The 18400-nt window shown below is 63.2% G+C and carries 12 protein-coding genes; 3 read left to right on the top strand and 9 right to left on the bottom strand.

Features of this window, described 5'->3' with window-relative positions; all coding sequences use genetic code 11:
- From JYP50_RS21370 to rpsL, 4 genes are all read right to left on the bottom strand, one after another.
- Positions 1-149, bottom strand: a 149-nt coding sequence (locus tag JYP50_RS21370; RefSeq protein WP_241263259.1) for a GTP-binding protein, incomplete at its 3' end; no start/stop codon positions are given.
- Between the two features lie 35 nt (positions 150-184).
- Positions 185-2293 (bottom strand): elongation factor G, encoded by a 2109-nt coding sequence (gene fusA / locus JYP50_RS21365; RefSeq protein ID WP_206562609.1) that lies wholly within the window; start codon positions 2291-2293, stop codon positions 185-187.
- A gap of 36 nt (positions 2294-2329) precedes the next feature.
- On the bottom strand, positions 2330-2800 hold the full coding sequence (gene rpsG / locus JYP50_RS21360) for a 30S ribosomal protein S7 (RefSeq protein ID WP_206562608.1): 471 nt from the start codon (positions 2798-2800) through the stop codon (positions 2330-2332).
- Between the two features lie 127 nt (positions 2801-2927).
- Positions 2928-3299 (bottom strand): 30S ribosomal protein S12, encoded by a 372-nt coding sequence (gene rpsL, locus JYP50_RS21355; RefSeq protein WP_007230799.1) that lies wholly within the window; start codon positions 3297-3299, stop codon positions 2928-2930.
- A 458-nt stretch (positions 3300-3757) separates the two neighbouring features.
- Here rpsL and fusA (JYP50_RS21350) point away from each other — a divergent pair, with 458 nt between their 5' ends.
- The gene (gene fusA / locus JYP50_RS21350) at positions 3758-5842 is read left to right on the top strand and encodes an elongation factor G (protein WP_206562607.1); all 2085 of its coding nucleotides are present in this window, start codon (positions 3758-3760) and stop codon (positions 5840-5842) included.
- Positions 5843-5925: 83 nt separating this feature from the next.
- Here fusA (JYP50_RS21350) and JYP50_RS21345 read toward each other — a convergent pair whose 3' ends face one another.
- Positions 5926-6681, bottom strand: a complete 756-nt coding sequence (locus JYP50_RS21345) for a hypothetical protein (protein WP_206562606.1) — start codon at positions 6679-6681, stop codon at positions 5926-5928.
- Between the two features lie 267 nt (positions 6682-6948).
- Positions 6949-8604 (bottom strand): methyl-accepting chemotaxis protein, encoded by a 1656-nt coding sequence (locus JYP50_RS22225; protein WP_206562605.1) that lies wholly within the window; start codon positions 8602-8604, stop codon positions 6949-6951.
- 255 nt (positions 8605-8859) lie between these two features.
- Here JYP50_RS22225 and JYP50_RS21335 point away from each other — a divergent pair, with 255 nt between their 5' ends.
- The gene (locus JYP50_RS21335; protein WP_206562604.1) at positions 8860-10215 is read left to right on the top strand and encodes an alginate export family protein; all 1356 of its coding nucleotides are present in this window, start codon (positions 8860-8862) and stop codon (positions 10213-10215) included.
- A gap of 66 nt (positions 10216-10281) precedes the next feature.
- Here JYP50_RS21335 and JYP50_RS21330 read toward each other — a convergent pair whose 3' ends face one another.
- The 3 genes from JYP50_RS21330 to imuA are packed head-to-tail and all read right to left on the bottom strand — an operon-like array spanning position 10282 to position 15380.
- Entirely contained in the window at positions 10282-13398 is a 3117-nt protein-coding gene (locus JYP50_RS21330; RefSeq protein WP_206562603.1) for an error-prone DNA polymerase, read from the bottom strand.
- Positions 13382-14653 carry a Y-family DNA polymerase gene (locus JYP50_RS21325; RefSeq protein WP_206562602.1) on the bottom strand — a complete coding sequence of 424 codons (1272 nt, stop codon included), beginning with the start codon at positions 14651-14653 and terminating at the stop codon, positions 13382-13384. The genes JYP50_RS21330 and JYP50_RS21325 overlap by 17 nt, the downstream gene beginning before the upstream one ends.
- A 4-nt stretch (positions 14654-14657) precedes the next feature.
- The gene (imuA, locus tag JYP50_RS21320; RefSeq protein WP_206562601.1) at positions 14658-15380 is read right to left on the bottom strand and encodes a translesion DNA synthesis-associated protein ImuA; all 723 of its coding nucleotides are present in this window, start codon (positions 15378-15380) and stop codon (positions 14658-14660) included.
- Positions 15381-18215: 2835 nt separating this feature from the next.
- Between imuA and JYP50_RS21315 the strand changes: the two genes are divergently transcribed.
- Positions 18216-18400 (top strand): hypothetical protein (locus JYP50_RS21315; protein WP_206562163.1); only part of this gene is annotated, 185 nt, incomplete at its 3' end.

Here is an 18400-nt window from a genome sequence, read left to right as displayed (position 1 = left end):
CCGTCAAAGGCCACCGCGGCACCGCTGCCCCAGACTTCCGCGCACACGCGGGTCAGCGCCGCGGTCAGGGTCGTCTTGCCGTGGTCAACGTGACCAATGGTACCCACGTTGACGTGGGGTTTATTGCGTTCAAACTTTTCCTTTGCCACTTTAATTCACCTCTATGGGATAGCGTTGAAATAAATCAGGTTGCACTCTTGGAGATAATCTCCTGGGCGATGTTGTTCGGCGCCTCGGCGTACTTCGAGAACTCCATGGTGTAGGTCGCACGGCCCTGTGTCGCCGAACGCAGGTCGGTCGCGTAGCCGAACATTTCGGCCAGCGGCACTTCGGCGTTGATTACCTTGCCCGACACGCTCTCGTCCATGCCGGCAATCACGCCGCGGCGGCGATTGAGATCGCCAACCACGTCACCCATGTTCTCTTCGGGAGTTACGACTTCCACTTTCATGATGGGTTCCAACAGAACCGCGCCGCCTTCCTGGGCCAACTTCTTGGTGGCCATGCTGGCGGCGATCTTGAACGCCATCTCGTTGGAGTCCACGTCGTGGAAGGAGCCGTCATACAGAGTGGCTTTCAAACCGAGCAGCGGGTAGCCGGCCAGTACACCATTCTGCATTTGCTCCTCAATGCCCTTCTGTACCGCGGGAATATACTCCCTGGGCACCACACCACCCACGACTTCGTTGACGAATTCCAGACCCTCGGCGCTCTCGTCCTCGCCCGGCTCGAACTTGATCCAGACGTGACCGTACTGGCCGCGTCCACCGGACTGGCGCACGAACTTGCCTTCGATCTCGGAGGTGTTGCGAATCGCCTCGCGGTAGGCCACCTGGGGCTTGCCGATGTTGGCCTCCACGTTGAACTCGCGACGCATGCGATCGACGATGATATCGAGATGCAGCTCGCCCATGCCTGAGATAATGGTCTGGCCGGTCTCCTCGTCGGTCTTCACACGGAAGGACGGGTCCTCCTGGGCCAGCTTGCCAAGGGCAACACCCATTTTCTCCTGGTCCGGCTTGGACCTCGGCTCCACCGCCACGGAAATCACCGGCTCGGGGAACTCCATGCGCTCCAGCACGATCGGCTTTTCGGGGGAGCACAGGGTGTCACCGGTGGTAACGTCCTTCAGGCCCACCGCCGCGGCGATATCGCCCGCCAGTACTTCCTTGATTTCCTCGCGACTGTTGGAGTGCATCTGCACCATTCGGCCAACGCGCTCTTTCTTCTCCTTCACCGAGTTGAGCACCGCGGTGCCGGACTCCAGCTTGCCAGAGTACACCCGGAAGAAGGTCAGGGTACCGACGAAGGGGTCGGTGGCGATCTTGAAGGCCAGGGCGGCAAAGGGCGCATCGTCGTCCGCTTCGCGGGTCTCGATGGTTTCGTCCTTGTCCAGGAGGTGCCCCTCGATCGCGTGCACTTCCGTCGGCGAGGGCATGAATTCGACCACGGCATCCAGCACCGCCTGCACGCCCTTGTTCTTGAACGCGGAACCGCCCAGCACCGGCACAATTTCACTGGCCAAAGTGCGCGCGCGGATGCCCTGCTTGATCTCCGCCTCGGACAGCTCACCGTTCTCGAGGTACTTCTCCATCAGTTCCTCGTTGGCCTCGGCGGCGGCCTCGACCATGAACTCGCGCATCTCGGCGACGTCGTCGACCATGTCCGCGGGCACGTCGCCGTACTCAAAGCTCATGCCCTGGTCGGCCTCGTTCCACAGGATGGCCTTGTTCTTGATCAGGTCGACCACGCCCTTGAACTCGTCCTCGGCGCCGATGGTCATCTGCAACGGCACCGCGTTGGCGCCCAGACGCTCTTTCAATTGGCCGACAACACGCTTGAAGTCCGCGCCGGTGCGGTCCATCTTATTGACGAACACCATGCGCGGCACTTCGTACTTGTTGGCCTGGCGCCAGACAGTTTCGGTCTGGGGTTGCACGCCGGATGAGCCGCACAGCACAACAACCGCACCGTCCAGCACACGCAGGGAACGCTCCACCTCGATGGTGAAGTCCACGTGTCCGGGGGTGTCGATGATGTTGATGCGGTGCTCCTCGAACTGGGCGTCCATGCCGCGCCAGAAGCAGGTGGTAGCCGCGGAGGTAATGGTAATACCCCGCTCCTGCTCCTGTTCCATCCAGTCCATGGTGGCGGCACCGTCATGCACTTCACCGAGTTTGTGGGAAAGACCGGTATAAAACAGCACGCGCTCGGTAGTCGTGGTTTTACCCGCGTCCACGTGAGCGCATATACCGATATTTCGGTAGCGCTTGATAGGAGTCTTTCTAGCCACGATTAAATCCCCAAAAACAGATTGCCAGGCAACTGCTTAGAAACGGTAGTGAGAGAAAGCCTTGTTTGCTTCCGCCATGCGATGCACGTCTTCACGCTTCTTCACCGCATTGCCCTTGCCCTGGGAAGCGTCGATGATCTCACCGGCCAAGCGCTGGCGCATGGATTTCTCACCGCGATTGCGGGCGTATTCCACCAACCAGCGCATGGACAGGGCCACGCGACGGGCGGGACGCACCTCAACCGGAACCTGGTAGGTCGCGCCACCCACACGGCGGGATTTAACCTCCACCATGGGAGCAATATTCTCCAGGGCCTCGTCGAAAGCTTCGAGGGGGTCTTTGTTCAGTTTTTCCTGAACAATGTCCAGTGCACCGTACACAATGGTCTCGGCGACCGACTTCTTGCCGCTAACCATCACATGGTTCATGAATTTTGCCAGCGTTACGTTACCGAATTTCGGATCCGGCAGTACCTCGCGCTTGGCGACTACTCGTCTTCTTGGCATGTTGTTGCCCTTCTATCTCTTCAGGTTGACCCGAACACCGACCTGCCACATATGCGGGGGAGGCAGGGGTCCGGCCTTACTTACATCGTCAGCTGGAAACGCTTACGAACTCGCTTGAGCCCGGGTGTTACTTGGGACGCTTGGCACCGTACTTGGAACGACCGTTGCGACGGTCGGCCACACCGGAGGTATCCAGGCTACCGCGCACGGTGTGATAGCGCACACCGGGCAGGTCCTTCACACGACCACCGCGAATCAGAACCACACTGTGTTCCTGCAGGTTGTGTCCTTCACCACCGATGTACGAGGAAACCTCGTAACCGTTGGTCAGGCGCACACGGCAGACTTTACGCAGTGCAGAGTTCGGCTTCTTCGGGGTAGTGGTATAGACGCGCGTGCACACGCCACGGCGCTGCGGACAGCTCTGCAGGGCGGGTACGTCGCTTTTCTCTACCTTGCGTTTCCTAGGCTTACGAACCAATTGGTTGATCGTTGCCATTCAGTTAGAACTCCAAAAATATTTCGTTTAGTTTCAAGGCCTTGCGGCCTCCTCTAAAGCGGACGAAAGCAGTGTCCCGACACACCCTCCCCGGCACTTGCCAGGCCGCCCCTCGGCACCATGCCGCAGACGAGCGAAACCACCCCGGAGAAAAGAGGAGGCGGGATTCTACAGAGCGGGATTTGGCGAGTCAAGCGGGCCGAAACGGCGAAATCCGGCCCGGCGGGGCCGCCCCGCAACGCCGGACACGCCCCGCCCGCGACTGCCCGCGGGCGACGAGGCAACCGCCCGACGGCCCCGGCGGGGGCAATTTTGGCAGAAAAATGGCGGAAACGTGGCAAATGCACGGGAATATAGGCTCCCGGCACTCCCAACAAGGCACGTTTTCCTGTACCCTTGCCGCCACTTTTTTTCGCCCAATTTTTAATCACCTCATCTATTATTGACCGGGACGCACAATGTCTGACTTATCTCTCTATCGCAATATCGGCATCTTCGCCCACGTCGACGCCGGCAAAACCACCACCACCGAGCGGATTCTCAAGCTGACCGGCAAGATCCACAAGCTCGGAGAGACCCACGAAGGCGAGTCCACCACGGACTTCATGGAGCAGGAAGCCGAGCGCGGCATCACCATCCAGTCCGCCGCCGTCACCTGTTCCTGGAAAGGTCACCGCCTCAACGTGATCGACACCCCCGGGCACGTGGACTTCACGGTTGAGGTATACCGCTCGCTGAAAGTACTCGATGGCGGTATCGGTGTTTTCTGTGGCTCCGGCGGGGTTGAGCCTCAGTCCGAGACCAACTGGCGCTATGCCAACGAATCCGGCGTTTCCCGGATCATTTTCGTCAACAAACTGGACCGCATCGGCGCCGACTTCCTGCGCGTTGTCGAGCAGGTCAAGAAGGTCCTGGGCGCCAAGCCCCTGGTCATGACCCTGCCGATCGGCCGCGAGGACACCTTCTCCGGTGTCGTCAACCTGCTGGAAAACAAGGCCTACATCTGGGACGAGAGCGGCCAGCCGGAAAACTACACCGTGGAAGACGTGCCGGCGGACATGGCCGACCAGGTCGCCGAGTACCGCGAGCAGCTGATCGAAACCGCCCTGGAAATGGACGACGACCTGCTGATGGCCTACATGGAAGGCGAGGAGCCCTCCATCGACGACATCAAGCGCTGCATCCGCAAGGGTACCCGCGACCTCGAATTCTTCCCCACCTTCTGCGGCTCCGCGTTCAAGAACAAGGGCATGCAGCTGGTGCTGGACGCCGTGGTTGACTACCTGCCGGCCCCCACCGAAGTGGCCCCGCAACCGCTGACCGACGAAGAAGGCAACGAAACCGGCGAGTTCGCCAAAGTGGACGCCGACGAGCCCCTGCGCGCGCTGGCGTTCAAGATCATGGACGACCGCTTCGGCGCCCTGACCTTCGTGCGCATCTACTCCGGCCGCCTGAACAAGGGCGACACCATTCTCAACAGCTTCACCGGCAAGACCGAGCGCGTCGGCCGCATGGTGGAAATGCAGGCCGATGAGCGCACCGAGCTGAGCGCGGCGCAGGCCGGCGACATTATCGCCATCGTCGGCATGAAGAACGTGCAGACCGGCCACACCCTGTGCGACCCGAACCACCCCTGCACCCTGGAAGCCATGGTCTTCCCCGAGCCGGTGATCTCCATCGCCGTGGCGCCGAAGGACAAGAGCAGCGTCGAGAAAATGGGTATCGCCATTGGCAAGCTGGTGGCCGAGGACCCCTCCTTCCGCGTGGAAACCGACGTGGATTCCGGCGAGACCATCCTCAAGGGCATGGGCGAACTGCACCTGGACATCAAGGTCGACATCCTCAAGCGCACCTACGGCGTCGAACTGGTCGTGGGCAAGCCCCAGGTGGCCTACCGCGAGACCATCACCCAGGAAATCGAAGACAGCTACACCCACAAGAAGCAGTCCGGCGGCTCCGGCCAGTTCGGTAAGATCGATTACCGCATCAAGCCCGGCGAGCCCGGCTCCGGCTACCAGTTCAGCTCCTCGGTTGTGGGCGGTAACGTACCCAAGGAATTCTTCCCGGCCATCGAGAAAGGCTTCCAGAGCATGCTGGCGGAAGGCCCCGTGGCCGGCTTCCCGGTACTGGACGTGGAAGTCGAGCTGTTCGATGGCGCCTTCCACGCCGTGGACTCGTCGGCCATCGCCTTCGAACTGGCCGCCAAGGGCGCATATCGCCAGTCCATGCCCAAGGCCAGCCCGCAGCTGATCGAGCCGATCATGAAGGTGGACGTGTTCACCCCGGAAGATCATGTGGGTGACGTCATTGGCGACCTGAACCGCCGCCGCGGCATGATCAAGGACCAGGAGCCCGGACCGACCGGCGTTCGCATCAAGGCCGACGTGCCGCTGGCCGAGATGTTCGGCTACATCGGCCACCTGCGCACCATGACTTCAGGCCGTGGTCAGTTCTCCATGGAGTTCTCCCACTACCTGCCCTGCCCGCAGAACGTTGCGGAACAGGTCATCGCCGAAGTGGCGGAGCGCAAGAAAGCCAGCTAAACGCGCGCTTTCGCACCCAAAAAAGCCGACCTCCGGGTCGGCTTTTTTTTTACCTCCCGGCAACCGAAGCGCGCTCGCGCGAACTAGCCATCTCCCGCGACTCTCACCCGGCGGGCGTGGTAGAGCCGCGGGCTGTCGCATGCGGCCACGCCCTTCATCGCGTCCCCGGCCTTCCGGTAGCCGCCACCGTTGAAGTAGCGGTCAAAATTACCGCCCAGGTCGGCAAAACTGTCGTGCAGCACCACGTGGTAATAGTCGAACTCGATATCGCCGGCGCCAAGGGCGGGCACAAACACCCAGGACGAGGCCTTGCCCCCCATGTCGCGCATCATGGCCGAGGTCTTGCCGTGGGCGGCCATGGCCTGCTCGATCGATGTGTCTTCCTGCAAGGTACAGCTGGAAAACCACACCAGCCCGCCCCCGGGTGGCCCTTCGGGGGCGCTCACCACATAGGACGCCATCAACGCATGGGCATCGCTGCAGTCGACCACCGCGTCGAACTCGGCGGCCATGTCGCTGCCGTCCCGAATCCAGGTGTCGAGGCTGTCCCCCATCCCCGGACCGCTTTCCCAGGAGCCGATCCAACCCACATCAAAGCCCTCTTCCGTCGAGCGAAACAGGGGGGAGAGAATCCAGGCGTTGTATGCCGAGTCGTGCTCGTCGGCCCACTTATTGAAGCGTGCCGAGACTTTTAGCAAGTCTTCCATGCCCTTGCCGTCCTGCCACTGGCAGGCAAACAACTCGACGGGGACCGCGCCTTCGCGGCCCGGCTGCGCATGGCCAGCGCAGGCTACTGTCAGCAGGGCTACCGCGACCATCAAACGACGTAACTTGTTCATGGGAAGTCACCTCTGTGGCTGAACGGATACCGCGGCTGCGATTCGCCCCGGGTCGCAGGTCAACAAAGCATAGACCATGATCGCGGGACCGCCATTGGAGGCCCGGCGGGCAGCAAGGGGCGACAGATCCGCGGCATGGCGCGCCGGGCGGCGATGAATCAAAAAAAAAGGGGCGGAGAGCGAACTCCCCCACCCCTGTAGGCAACTTTGCCGCAGCGCCGCGAACCGGCTACCGCGCCACCTTGAGCGCCCCGTCGGGCCCGGAATTCACGCGGCCCGATCCATGCCTCGCCGCGTCACCGGGGGGCGCGCCTCCGTCACGACATCGGCGGCACGCTCCCGCGCGGACTCCCGCGCCAGCTCCCGGCCGCTGAGCCGGAAGCCGGACAACAAGGCCATCAGCTGCTGTGCCTGGCCGTGCATCTGCTCGGCGGAAGCACTGGTCTCCTCCACCATGGACGCGTTGTGCTGGGTCATCACATCCAGCTCGCTCACCGCGGTGTTGACCTGGCCGATGCCCTTGCTCTGCTCCTGGGCGCCGGTGCTGATCTCACCGATCACCGACGTGACCTTCTCGATGCTTTCAACGATCTCCTCCATGGTGCGGCCGGCGTTGACCACCAGGTCTGCCCCGGTGCGAATATTGCCGACCGAGGCCTCCACCAGGTCGCGGATTTCATGGGACGCTTCACTACAGCGCCCCGCCAGGGTGCGCACTTCCTGCGCCACCACCGCGAAACCGCGCCCGTGCTCACCCGCCCGGGCCGCCTCCACCGAGGCGTTGAGCGCCAGGATATTGGTCTGGAAAGCGACGCTGTCGATCAGTGTGATGATGTCCTTGATGCGCACGGAGGAATCGTTGATCAGGCCCATGGTGCTCTCCACCTCGCGCATCGCGTCACTGCCCCGACGGGCGATGTCGACGGTGTTGCCGACCAGGGAAGAGGCCTGCCCGGTCGCGTCGGTGGTGTGGCGCACGGTGATGGTGATCTCCTCCATGGAGGCGGAGGTCTCGTGCAGGTTGGCCGAGGACTGCTCGGTGCGGGAGGACAACTCCTCGCTGCTGCGGGCAATTTCGGAGGAAGCGACATCCACCTTCTCGGCGCTTTCGCGCACCGACAGCAATGTGTTGTCCATGCGCGTGATGAAGGCGTTGAAGCAATCGGCCAGCTCGCCGATCTCGTCGCCGCGCCGGCTGTGGATACGCGCCGTCAGGTCACCGTCTCCCTCGGTAATATCACGGATGCGGCCACTCACTTCACGAATGGCCCGGGACATCAGGTGCGGGCCGATCAGCGCAATGGCAATGGCGACCAGCCCCACGGTGACGGCGAAGCCGGTCACCCAGATTTGCTGGTTGCGTATGCGCGCCTGGGTGGCCGTGCCCAGCTCATCCACCTTGTTGTTGATCGATTCGCCCGCCTGGTTGTAGATCTCGCGCAGCGCCTCAAAACTGGACAGCGAAGCGCCGTCGAGCTGCCTGCGGGCCGCGGCCTCGTCGCCCGCCTCGCGCAAGGCAAAGACTTCGGCGGTCGCTTGCTCCCAGGCTTCATAGCGTCCGTCAAAGGCCTCCAGCGACTCCACGACATCGGGATATTCGACCATCAGCTGCGAGAACAGCTGTACGCGATCACGCGCCTGGGCGGCATTCTCCGCAAAGTCCTCGCGCAGAGCCACGGCGACGGCGCTCCCGGGCTCGGCTTGCAAGTAGGCCATTTCCGCCACGCGCGCCTGGTACAGGTCGCGGTCGGCGTTCAGCACTTCGGATATGGCGACGTTGAACACGTCGCTGAAGGCCACCATGCGCTGCCTGACCGAATTGACCAGCATCGCATCGACGATAACGATGAAAATCAATGACAGGGCGACCCCGACAAAGGCGACGCCATACTTGATATTGATACGATTGAACTTTGCGAACACGACAAACTCCTGAAAGACAAACGCGCCGGAAAATCACTCAGCGGGAGCCGGCGCCCGCGCTGGACAAGTCCCCGCTCGCCACGGGGGGTCCGGTTACGACGCCTGTAATATCGGTGTTCGCGATCGGATCTTTAGGTCGGCTCCCGGAGAAAGGGACAAAACACCACTCCGCTAAAGTTCGGCGTTTATACGGCGATATTGGCTCCTGTCCCCGCTACACATTTTTTTTCACTATCCACAGAGAGCCAAAACCCCGTGAGCAATACCGTATTAACCCGATCACTGCGACACATTCTCGGACTATCCCTGGCGGCGGGTGTCGCCACCGCCTCACAGGCGGCATTGTCGGCCCCGGACGATCGGCGACAAACGCCCGACTGGCTGTCCCTGACCTTTGACCAGCAAACGCGCTTCGAGGCGCTGAACCAGGATTTCGAGGACAACGAACGCTACGACCACGCGCTCGTCGCGCGAACCAACCTCCGGGCCGACATGGACTTCGAGTCTTTCGACGTCACCGTGGAGCTGATGGACAGCCGCGTGTTCATGGTCGAGGACGACACGCCCATCGGCAGCGCCATGGTCAATCCCATGGACTTCCTGCAAGCCTATGTCGAACTGGGAGACGAGGCGTTCAGCGTCAAACTGGGCCGCTTTACCCAGGACGTCGGCGCCCGTCGTTTCATGGCGCGCAACCGCTACCGCAACACCATCAATGCCTTCGATGGCGTCAACGCCCACTGGCAACTCGGCGACGACGGCGCGCTGCGCGCGTTCTACAGTTTTCCCGTGGAACGGCGCTACAAGGGCGACCCCCGCGACAACCGCATGAAAATGGACCGCTCCCACGCCAACCAGCGCTTCGGTGGACTGGTGTACGAAAACAGCCGCTTGCCCTTCGGCAGCGCCGGCGAGATCTACCTGCTGAGTCTCGACGAGGACGACGCGGGCAATCTGCAAACCCGCAATCGCCAGCTGTACAGCCTGGGCGCCCGCGCCTTCCGCAAGCCATCGCCGGCCAGTTACGACTACGAACTGGAGGCCCTGGTACAGGAGGGCGAATCGCGCAAGAGCACGGCGGTAACCGACACCGACACGCTGGATCACTCGGCCCAATTCCTGCACGCCGAGGTGGGCTACATGTTTGACGCACCCTGGCAGCCTCGACTGCAGGCGCACTACGACTACGCCAGTGGCGACAAGGACGCCTCGGATGACGAAAATAACGGCCTGGATTCACTCTATGGCGTGCCGCGCGGCGATTTCGGCCCCACCGGCCTCTACCGGATCTTCATTCGCAATAACATCAGCTCTCCCGCGGTGCGCCTCGAGCTGCAGCCGACCGCCTCCCTGCGCCTGAATACCGAGTTGCGCGACGCCCGCCTGGCAAGCGTCAACGCGGCCAGCAGCAGCACCGGGCTGACCAGCGCCACACCGGGCGGCGAACGCCACCTCGGCACCCAGCTGGAAACCGTGCTGCGCTGGCAGGCCATCCCCGGGCGGTTGCGCGTGGAAACCGGTATCGCCTACCTCTGGGCCGGTTCCGCCCTTGCCGATCAGGGCATCGACGACAAGTATTACACCTACCTGCAAACCAACCTGAGGTTCTAGCCTGTCTGACTCACCGGCCGGGCGGCGGCCCCAACCGCCGCCCGGCCGGTGCATCGCGGCGCCGAATCAGTGGAAGTCCCGCGACCTGACCTGGAAACCCCGCATGCTGTGGGAGTAGTCGTGCAGCGAGCCGGCGATCACGTGCACCACCTCCCCGTCCGTCTCCACCACCCCCTTGACCAGCAGCAGCTGCGCCCCCAGCAGCGCCTCGCGGAAATGTTCCTGGCTGCGCTTCCACACGATCACGTTGATATTGCCGGTTTCGTCTTCCAGGGTGAGGAAGAGGGTACCCCGGGCCGTCCCCGGCCGCTGGCGACCGGTCACGATACCGGCCACCCGGACAAAGCGCCCGTTGCCGAGCCCCGCCAGTCCGGCCTGGGGCGTGCAGCGGTTGAAGGGTGGCTGGGCGCGCAACAGGGCCATGGGGTGTGGCCGCAGGCTGAGACCGGTGGTGCGGTAATCGGCGGCGATGTTCTGCGCCAGCGAGGGCGCCGCCAGGCGCACCGCCTGTGTCCCCGGCCCGCCCTCCTCGCCGCCTTCCTGGCCGCCCTCCTGGTACAACAGGGGCCGGCTGTCCTCGATACCCGCCACGTCCCAGTGCGACTGGTGGCGGTGCCCGCTAATGCTGCGCAGCGCGTCCGCCGCCGCCAGCAGCTGGAGCTGGGGGCCGGGGACCCGGGCGCGGCGGGCCAGGTCCCGGGGGTCGCGAAAACCCTCCTCCCCGCGCGCCGCCACGATGCGCTGGCCAACGGCCTCCCCCAGGCCCGATACACGGTTCAGCCCCAGGCGCAGGGCTGGGGGGGCCGCCCCCTCCAGGCTGTTCTCCCACTGACTGTGTTGCACGTCCACCGGCAATACCGCGATGTCGTGGCGGCGGGCGTCCTGGATCAACTGCGAGGGCGAGTAAAAACCCATCGGCTGGCTGTTCAGCAGGGCGCAGTAAAACGCCGCCGGGTGATGGCATTTCAGCCAGGAGGAGAAATAACACAGCAGGGCGAAACTGGCCGAGTGGGACTCCGGGAAACCGTAGCCGCCAAAACCCTTGATCTGCTCGAACAGGCGGTTGGCGTAGTCCCGGGAATAACCGTTGTCGAGCATGCCCTGGATGAACTTGTCCTCGAACTGCAGCAGGTTGCCGTTCTTGCCCCAGCTGGCCATGGCGCGCCGCAGGCGGTCCGCCTCGCCGCCGGAAAAACCGGCCGCCACCATGGCGATGCGAATCGCCTGCTCCTGGAAGATGGGCACCCCCAGGGTCTTTCTCAACACCGCGTGCAGCGCCTCGCTGGCGGGCTCTTCCGTCTCCAGGCCGTTGCGACGCTTCAGGTAGGGCTGCACCATATCGCCCTGGATCGGGCCCGGGCGCACGATGGCGATTTCAATCACCAGGTCGTAGAAACAGCGGGGCTTGAGCCGCGGCAACATGGACATCTGCGCCCGGGACTCCACCTGGAACACGCCGATGGCGTCGGCCCGGCAGAGCATGGCGTAGGTGGCCGGGTCCTCCCGGGGGATATCCCCCAGGGAACGGATACGCGGCTCGTAGCGGCTCACCAGCTCCAGGGCGCGACGCAGGGCCGACAACATGCCCAGCGACAGCACGTCCACCTTGAGCAGGCCCAGGGATTCCAGGTCGTCCTTGTCCCACTGGATAATCGTGCGCTCCGGCATGGCGGCGTTTTCCAGGGGCACCAGGTCGCTGACCTGGTCCTGGGCGATCACAAAACCGCCCACGTGCTGGGACAGGTGGCGGGGGAAACCCTGGATCTCCTGCACCAGGTCCACCAGCAGTTGCGCCCGGTGCCCGTCGCCATCCGCCGCCATGTCCGCGACCTGCCGCGCCAGGTCCCGGCCGCGGTCCCACCAGGCCAGCGACTTGGCCAGCCGGTCGACCTGCTCCAGGGAAAAGCCCAGCGCCTTGCCCACGTCCCGCACCGCGCTGCGGGTGCGGTAGGTGATGACCGTGGCCGCCAGCGCCGCGCGCTTGCGGCTGTACTTGCCGTAGATGTACTGGATGACTTCCTCGCGCCGCTGGCTCTCGAAGTCGACGTCGATGTCCGGCGGTTCGTTGCGCTCCTTGGAGATAAAGCGCTCGAACAGGACGTCGATCTGCTCGGGCGACACCTCGGTGATATGCAGGCAGTAGCAGACCACGGAGTTGGCGGCCGAGCCCCGGCCCTGGCACAGGATGCCCTGCTCGCGGGCGAAGCGCACCACGTCGTGCACGGTGAGGAAGAAGTACTCGTAACCGAGTTCCTCGATCAGCGCCAGCTCCCGCTCCAGCGACCGGTGTACCGCGCCCGGCACGCCCCGCGGCCAGCGCCGGCGGGCGCCCTCCTGCGCCAACTGGCGCAAATAGCCAATGGCCTCGAGCCCCGCCGGCACCAGTTCGGCGGGGTACTGGTATTTCAGTTCGTCCAGGCTGAAATCGCAGCGCCCGGCGATAGCCAGGGTCTGCGCCAGCAGCGCGGGGGGATAGAGCCGGGCCAGCTCGACCCGCGATCGCAGGCAGGCCTCGGCATTGCCGCCGAGGGCGGTGCCCAGCGCCTGTACCGGCCGCCCCAGGCGGATGGCCGCCAGCACATCGTGCAGGGGCTTGCGCCGGCGACAGTGCATCTCCACCTCGCCGCAGGCGACCAGGGGCAGCCGGTGGTCCCGGGCCAGCCGCTGCAAGCGACGCCAGTGTTCCGCCTCGCCATCGGCAAAGCGCCGGCTGACACCAATCCACAGGCGCCCCTCGAAGCTGCGCCGCAGCTCGGCCCCCAGGGTATCCCCCGCCCCCTGCTTATCCGGCAGCCAGATAATCAGGCAGCGCTTGAGGCGGAAGCGCAGGTCTTGCATGCGCAGCTGGTAACGGCCCTTGGGGCAGCGCCGGCGGGCCAGGGTGATCAGCCCCGACAGCTCCGCGTAGGCCTGGCGGTCCGTCACCAGGGCAAGCAGCCTGCAGTCCTCCCCCACCCGCAACAGGCTGCCGACAATCAGCTGCAAACCCAGCTCCCGGGCGCGCACATGGGCGCGCACCACACCGGCCAGCGAGCACTCGTCGGCCAGGGCCAGGGCGCGATAGCCCAGCGCGTGCGCCCGCTCCACCAGCTCGTGGGGATGGGAGGCGCCGCGCAGGAAGCTGAAGTTGCTGATCGCGGCGAGCTCGGCGTAGGCCGGCGGGCCCTCAGGCAAAGATGCCATGGGCGTACCAGTGGCTGTCGCTCAGGTCCCGGTAGATCCAGCAGTGCAGGGCATCGTCGCGCCGGGCCACAAAGTAGTCCCGCGCCGCGCCCCCCTGCCACCAATAGCCGTGGATGCGCTCGGGACCGCGCAGCAGCTGCAGGGCGCCGTGCCAGTAGAGGTGGCCCCGCCACCGGCGCAAAGGCTGCGGCCGCGCCAGCAGCCAGCAGGGCCGGGGGCCGCTGGCCACCGGCACCGGGGCCATGGCCGCAAAGGGCGGCTCCAGGCTCTGGCCGTACTCGGGCAGGTGCTCGTCCCGCAGGTGCAACTGGCACAGCGCCCGGGGACCCAGCCGGGCCTGCAGCCGCGCCACCAGCGCCTCGGCCTGCTCGCCGGCGCGCTCGGCGCGGGGCGCCGCGAACAGCTGGCGGCTGCTTAAATCCACCGCCGACGTGCGGCTGCACTCCAGTTCCAGGCAGCCCACTTCAAAGGTGAGCCGCAGGTGCTCGAGGCGGATGCGCGTCAGTTCGAACAGCATGTCCCACTGGCTGTGCACCCGGGTGCAGTTGATCGCCAGCTCCAGCTGCTCTCCCGCCGGCGAGCGCAGGCGCCAGCAAATATGCTGGCACTGCCGCTGGCGCGCGACCAAATCGTCCACCAGCTGCCGCAGCAGTTGTCGGGCCGGCACCTCCAGCTGCCCGCAATCGCGCAGCGGGCTGGCGAACTCCACCTGGCGGTGGAAGTGCTCCCGGGGCCTATAGGTCTCCGGCGGCGCCTCCCCCAGGCCCTGGATCTCCCGCAGGCAGGCGACGAAATCACGGCCAAAGCGCCGCCCCAGCTCCGCCGCGGGCAGCTGCCAGAGCTCCCCCAGCCGGGACAGGCCCATTTGCCGCAGGCTGGCCACCGCGCCCGGATGCTCTACCAACAGAGCCAGGGGCGCCCCCCGCAGGCGCTCGACAAAGACCGCCTCGCCGTCGGCGTCACTGACCGGGTGTTGCTGGAAAGACAGGATCCAGGCCCCCCTGCCACTGTGCGCCAGCCCCTGGTGGTAGTGGGGGCACAGCTTATCCAGCTCCGCGCTCACGCCCTGGCAGAGGGCCTGTGCGCCGCCGAACAAGCGCAGGCTCCGTGAAATTTCCAACAGCAGGCTGTCCCCGGCATAGGGCTGGATATAGGGCGTGTAGTCATAGGCCCGGGAAGCCACCTCTTCCAGCAGGGTAAGCCTCTCCCCGGAATCCTCGGGCAGCGCAGAAAAACGCAGGGCCAGCCAGAGCATGCCATCACCCCAACCCGGCGGAGCCGGGCAGGGCCTCGTCCGCCTCGCCCGCCTGCCGCGGGCGCTGCGCAAGGGACGGGTCGAAGGGCTGCAGGGACCAGCCCGCCGGCCAGGACAAGGCCAGGCGGACGTCCGCGGGCCCGCCGCGCTGGCGAAGGATGGTCAGCTCCGGCCCGTCCCCCCGCGCCGCCAGGGCCAGGCGCAACACCGCCGGGCTGGCCCCCGGCCGCCGCCCCACCCGCATCATGAGGCACAGGGCATCGGTATCCGCCGCCGCCAGCTGCACCTTGCGCAACTCGGCGTAGGACAACGCCTGCCGCGCCTCCCAGAACAACAGCCCCTGGGCGCAGCCGGAGCGCAGGGTTTCCAGCACCGCGCAGAGCAGGTCCGCCCGGCTGCCCGGGTGCACCAGCAGCAGGCGCTCCAGGGGTACCCCCAACTGTGCCAGGGCCGGGGCGCAGGGCAATGCCGGGGGGTTGACCAGCACCAGATAACCGCCGTGCCCGGCACAGTGCCGCAGGGTGCCGGCCAGCAGCCGCCACTCGCCGCTACCCAGACGGGGGTAACTGACTTCCACCAGGCCGCCCAGGGGCCAGCCGCCACCCACCAGGTGGCGGTCGAGCTCGGCCAGGCCGGTTTCCCTGACCTCGCCCCGACGCCCGGCCCGGCGGCCGCGCCAGATGTCCCCGCGGCGCAGTAAATTGTCCAGTGCAGGAGAGGTGTTCATAGGCCGTGTACATCAAAGGTGATCGAATACTGTATAAATATACAGTATTAATCTATTCTAGTACCTCGGCGACAACAATCAAGTGCAAGCAATGGGATGGACTCATCGCCCAGACCGGAGGGGTGCCGCCTGCCGTGGTAGCGTCCGCCGGCCATAGCGCTGCACCCACATATAGTCCTCGACAGACTTAAGAAGGGGCGAACACCCGATGGATCACACCTCGCCCTTGATATGTTCCGGTAGGAAGGTTATACCTTTTGAGTGGTAGGACACCGATGGGAATACCTTTTTCTTCTATCATCAAATTAGCTCGTTGGATTTTTCTTGGTTTTTCAAAGACCTAAAATGAACCCCATCCAAGCCAACGAATTAAAAGGTATACCTCCTAATATTTATTATGAGGCCGGAGGCCTCATTAAACAGACTGTTAATGGGCGCATTCGCCAAGGAATCAAGAAATGGAGTTCACAACGATTCAAGCACTGCGATCAAAGCACCCAGTCTCAGGAATCCCGCGCGGCTTATATCTCCGCGCGTCCGTTCCTGGTGCCACCTATAACTTAAAAACGTCTCCGCGGAGACGCGGCTTCGTTCCTGGTGGTACTTGCATAGATTTGGCTGGGCGCGACACTATCTGCAGTTCCGTTCCCGGCAGCTTCGTTTCAGGAAAGCCTCCGCTTTCGCTCCGGCAACGGGATACACGGGAGGGCTTTCCCGGCGCGCCATTAACCAGGCGTTCAACTACGCGCCTTGCGGCGCCGGACAGCCTAAACGCGGCTTCGCCGCAGGCTGCCGGTTAACGCAACGTTAATGTGCGCATTAGCCAAGGAATCGAGAAATGGAATTCATAACGATTCAAGCACTACGATCAAAGTATCCAGTCACAGGAAGCTCGCGCAGTTTATTACCCTGCGCGTTCGTTCCTGGTGCCACCTATAACCTAATTGCGTCTCCGCGGAGACGCGGCTTCTTTGCTGGTGGTATTAGCATTAATTTCGGTGGGCGCGACACTATTGGCAGTTCCGTTCCCGGCAGCTTCGTTTCAGGTAAGCCTCCGCTTTCGCTCCGGCAACGTGGTATACGGGAGGGCTTTCCCGGCGCAACATTAACCAGGCGTTCAACTACGCGCCTGACGGCGCCGGACAGCCTAAACGCGGCTTCGCCGCAGGCCGCCGGTTAACGCGACGTTAATGGGCGCATTCGCCAAGGAATCACGAAATGGAGTTCACAACGATTCAAGCACTTCGACCAAAGTACCCAGTTTCAGGAATCTTGCGCAGCTTATATCCACGCGCTTCCGTTCCTGGTGCCATCTATAACCCAAAAACGTCTCCGCGGAGACGTGGCTTCGTTCCTGGTGGTGCTTGCATAGATTTCGCTGGGCACGACATTATTGGTAGTTCCGTTCCCGGCGGCTTCGTTTCAGGGAAGTCTCCGCTTTCGCTCCGGCAACGTGGTGCACGGGAGGGCTTTCCCGGCGCGCCATTAACCAGGCGTTCAACTACGCGCCTTGCGGCGCCGGACAGCCTAAACGCGGCTTCGCCGCAGGCCGCCGGTTAACGCGACGTTAATGGGCGCATTCGCCAAGGAATCAAGAAATGGAGCTCACAACGATTCAAGCACTTCGACCAAAGTACCCAGCCTCAGGAATCCTGCGCAGCCTATATCCACCCGCTTCCGTTCCTGGTGCCATCTATAACCCAAAAACGTTTCCGCGGAGACGTGGCTTCGTTCCTGGTTGTGCTTGCGTAGATTTCGCTGGGCACGACATTATTGGTAGTTCCGTTCTCAGCGGCTTCGTTTCAGGAAAGCCTCCGCTTTTGCTCCGGCAACGAGGTGCACGGGAGGGCTTTCCCGGCGCGCCATTAACCAGGCGTTCAACTACGCGCCTATCGGCGCCGGACGGCCTAAACGCGGCTTCGCCGCAGGCCGCCGGTTAACGCGACGTTAATGGGCGCATTCGCCAAGGAATCAAGAAATGGAGTTCACAACGATTCAAGCACTTCGATCAAAGTACCCAGTCTCAGGAATCCTCCGCAACTTATATCCACGCGCTTCCGTTCCTGGTGCCATCTATAGCCCAAAAACGTCTCCGCGGAGACGTGGCTTCGTTCCTGGTGGCGCTTGCGTAGATTTCGCTGGACACGACATTATTGGTAGTTTCGTTCCCGGCAGCTTCGTTTCAGGAAAGCCTCCGCTTTCGCTCCGGCAACGTGGTATCCGGGAAGGCCTTCCCGGCGCACCATTAACAAGGCGTTCAACTACGCGCCTGACGGCGCCGGACAGCCTAAACGCGGCTTCGCCGCAGGCCACCGGTTAACGCGGCGTTACATGGCCTTACCATGGTTTCGGAGATCGGAAAAACAACCTTAAGTGCTACCGCTCTAGGTACGCTGACGATGATTCTACTGTCCATACCTGCGTTCGGCTTTGTCGCTTTGACGTTCGGAGCGATAGCTCTACCAGTAATTGCTTGCTTATCTTTCTTCCTATCATTCCTACTTTTGTATCTACGTCGAAAACATGGATTGGCGCCTTTGACGTTCTTTGTAGCTTGCATCGGCACTGGCACGGTGACAGGAGCCGTTGTGCCTATGTCTATGATGGGTTACTTACCAACGGCTATTACTGTTGAGGTAGCATTATTTCATGGAAGCTACGCCCTTCTGGGTGCAGCGAGTGCTTTTGGGGGCTGGCTATATGCTCGAACACGACCGGCCATGTAACCAGGCGTTGAACTACGCGCCTGACGGCGCCGGACAGCCTAAACGCGGCTACGCCGCAGGCCGCCGGTTAACGCGACGTTTAAGTGACCAACATAGTTCGAGGAATGCGATGTTAGTTTTACAAACTACTGAACTTGGAAAAATGTGGCATAGCTGGGTTCAAGCTACCTTTGAACTTTATGGTCATTCGTGGGTTCATAATGTGCCAAGGACACTACTTGGACAGGAAAGCCCAGACAACTGGAAGCAAGTTCAGGAATCACTCAATGCAAAGGTTCGTTTGTATGAACTTAT

The organism is Parahaliea mediterranea, from assembly GCF_017255185.1.
Lineage (GTDB): Bacteria > Pseudomonadota > Gammaproteobacteria > Pseudomonadales > Halieaceae > JAFKCZ01.
Note: the sequence above shows the minus strand (reverse complement) of the source record. Positions and strands in the feature narration are given on the sequence as shown.

Bases quoted from the DNA above. Each gene is read 5' to 3' on its own strand.
- JYP50_RS21345 (WP_206562606.1), bottom strand. From the start codon at position 6,681: ATGAACAAGTTACGTCGTTTGATGGTCGCGGTAGCCCTGCTGACAGTA.
- fusA (WP_206562607.1), top strand. From the start codon at position 3,758: ATGTCTGACTTATCTCTCTATCGCAATATCGGCATCTTCGCCCACGTC.
- JYP50_RS21330 (WP_206562603.1), bottom strand. From the start codon at position 13,398: ATGGCATCTTTGCCTGAGGGCCCGCCGGCCTACGCCGAGCTCGCCGCG.
- rpsG (WP_206562608.1), bottom strand. From the start codon at position 2,800: ATGCCAAGAAGACGAGTAGTCGCCAAGCGCGAGGTACTGCCGGATCCG.
- imuA (WP_206562601.1), bottom strand. From the start codon at position 15,380: ATGAACACCTCTCCTGCACTGGACAATTTACTGCGCCGCGGGGACATC.
- rpsL (WP_007230799.1), bottom strand. From the start codon at position 3,299: ATGGCAACGATCAACCAATTGGTTCGTAAGCCTAGGAAACGCAAGGTA.
- JYP50_RS21325 (WP_206562602.1), bottom strand. From the start codon at position 14,653: ATGCTCTGGCTGGCCCTGCGTTTTTCTGCGCTGCCCGAGGATTCCGGG.